The sequence below is a fragment of the Natronospira sp. genome, from assembly GCF_007134575.1.
Lineage (GTDB): Bacteria > Pseudomonadota > Gammaproteobacteria > Natronospirales > Natronospiraceae > Natronospira > Natronospira elongata.
Genome location: NZ_SLKM01000272.1, coordinates 1 through 2,621 on the forward strand (window position 1 = coordinate 1; position 2,621 = coordinate 2,621).

Genomic DNA, 2,621 nt, shown 5'->3' on the forward strand with positions numbered 1-2,621 from the left:
AAATTTTAATTACAGGGTAATGGACCAGTATCAGGTGAGACGTGGAGAACAAGTGCCCTATGTGAAGGAGGCCGTAGATTTTGATCCGTATTTACGAAATCAGAGTTTTATGCATTTCTTTGATTTGCAAAGCATATACGTTCAGCCCGGAGAAACAGTTGACATTTATTTTGAAGTTTTTGACAACGATGCAGTACGTGGTCCCAAAAGCTCCCGAAGCCAATTATTTACATATTACATTCCTACTGAAGAAGAAATTTTAGCAGAGAGACGAGACACTGAAGAAAGAATAGAAGAAGGCCTAAGCGAAGGAATAGGGGAGGCACAAACTGCAAGAGACCAAATCGAAGAACTACGCAAACAACTTTTAGATTCAGACAGGCTAGGATGGGAGCAAAGAGAAATATTACAGGAGTTGCTGGATAAGAAAGATGAAATGGAAAAATCGCTGCAAGAACTATCTGAAATGAAAAAAGATAGCGATACCAGGACAGAACAGTTTATGGAAAGCAACGAAAGGATCAGGGAGAAACAGGAAGAACTACAAAAACTATTTGATGAGGTTTTGTCTGATGAACTGAAGGAGCTTTTTGATAAAATTAGGGAGGAGTTGGACAATTTAAGCCGTGATGATGTCTATGAGATGCTTGACCAAATGGATTTTGAGTTCAGAGATTTGGAACATCAGATGGACAGAGCACTTGAAATGTTCAGGCAGTTTGCAATGGAGAGACTTCTGGAAGAGAGTATTAACAGGCTTGATAAGCTTACAGAACAACAAGAACTATTAGAAAATGAGACACGGGGTGATGGCGATGCCGGAGATCTTTCAGAAGAACAGGAAAGCATCGGTGATGCTTTTGAAAAGGTGCAGGAAATGATGGAAGAATTCAGAAAAAAAAAAAAAAAACTACAAAGACCGCAACCCATAGATGACACAAGCGAGAACGAACAGAATATTTCAGAAGATTTGCAAAAGGCGCTGGAACAACTTCAAATGAATAATAAGCAGGAAGCTGCCCCTTTTCAACAGGACGCCGGGCAAAAAATGAAAAATTTATCTGAAAGTCTTAAGGAAATGCAGCAAAATCTTTTCCAGCAGCAATTAGCTGAAGACGCCAGGGCTATACGAATGATATTGGAAAACCTTTTGCGATCCAGTTTTGCGCAGGAGGAATTGCTATTGGAAACAAGACAAGCAAATGTTAATGATCCAAGGTTCCTTGAAATGTTGCGAGAGCAAAGAAAAATTCAAAGTGATTTACAAATGATTGAAGATTCGCTAATTGCCTTAAGCAAACGGCAAATGGCCATTCAATCATTCGTAAACCGGGAAATTGCTGAAATACAAATGCAGATGGGCCACGGAATAGAAAATATGATAAACAGACGCCGGCACCAGGCTGCATCACGACAGCAACTGGTAATGACACATATAAACAACCTTGCATTGCTTTTGAATGAAAGTCTGCAAGACATGCAACAACAAATGGCCATGGGTGATGGCATTGGCGAGGATTCACAAAACGGGGAGGGAGGTACTTCTTTTCAGGACCTTCGCCAAATGCAAGAACAATTAAATGAATTGTTACAGCAACTGCAAGAAGGTCAACAACCTATGCCTGGAGAAACAGGTGAAGGGGGCATGTCATTAAGCGAGCAAATGGCAAGAATGGCTGCCGAGCAAGAAGCTATCAGGAATAAACTGAAGGAGCTGACAGATGATATGCGAAACCAGGGAATGGAAGTTGGACAAGAACTTGATCAATTACAAAGAGACATGGAAAGATCAGAACTTGATATGTTGCGCAAGCAACTTTCCAGACAAACAATTATGCGCCAGGAACAAATTCTTACAAGATTATTGGAACACGAAAGAGCTGAATTACAGCGCGAACAAGAAGATAGGAGGGAAGGAACAACAGCAAAAGAATACGAAATTAGTAACCCTGATGATTTTTTTAAGTATAATAGTATTAGAGAAAGGGAAGTTGAAATGCTAAGAAGTCTCCCCCCTGGTTTAAGACCTTTCTACAGGTCATTTGTTGAAAAATATTTCTTACAAATGCAGTAAATATGGGCCGAAATCTACAAAATAGATCTTTACGATTAATTATCGGAAAGGATCACATTACAAAGATTGAAAAATTTGTTGAACTGATTTGCGACGATTATCATATATATGACGAATATTATGCAAATATAATAGCATCAAACACCTTGTTGGCAGAATATATTTATGATTTGTCCAATGACAGGGATCATCGGCTGGATATTAGGTTTGTTTCCGATAAAAATGGTGTTAGGTTTATATTCAGCCTTGGTGATATTTTTTTAGATTTTGCCAGGTACCATGAAAGGGCTTCAAATTTCAACATTATTGACTCTGAAGAAACAGAGGAATCTTTAAGGAAGTTTTTGATAATTAAACTTCTATGTGATGATATTTTCATTAATCCTGAAAATGAAACAGTCGAATTGTTTTTTAGGATATCCGGAGTTAATGAAATGCTTACCAATCAAAGAATAGAATTACTCAATAAATATTTCTCGATGATCCAATATAAGATCAAGCAATAAGAAGAATTGGAAACAAACAGCTTAATCGATTTTTATTACGG

At 38.0% G+C, this 2,621-nt stretch carries 1 protein-coding gene and 1 pseudogene; both read left to right on the forward strand.

What is annotated here, in order from left to right; all coding sequences use genetic code 11:
- Nucleotides 1–2,074 (forward strand): annotated as a pseudogene (locus ACJWXQ_RS11020) (hypothetical protein); the annotation flags it as partial.
- 2 nt (nucleotides 2,075–2,076) lie between these two features.
- Nucleotides 2,077–2,580, forward strand: a complete 504-nt coding sequence (locus ACJWXQ_RS11025; protein ID WP_406672815.1) for a hypothetical protein — start codon at nucleotides 2,077–2,079, stop codon at nucleotides 2,578–2,580.
- Nucleotides 2,581–2,621 lie beyond the last annotated feature (41 nt).

Bases quoted from the DNA above. Each gene is read 5' to 3' on its own strand.
- ACJWXQ_RS11025 (WP_406672815.1), top strand. From the start codon at position 2,077: ATGGGCCGAAATCTACAAAATAGATCTTTACGATTAATTATCGGAAAG.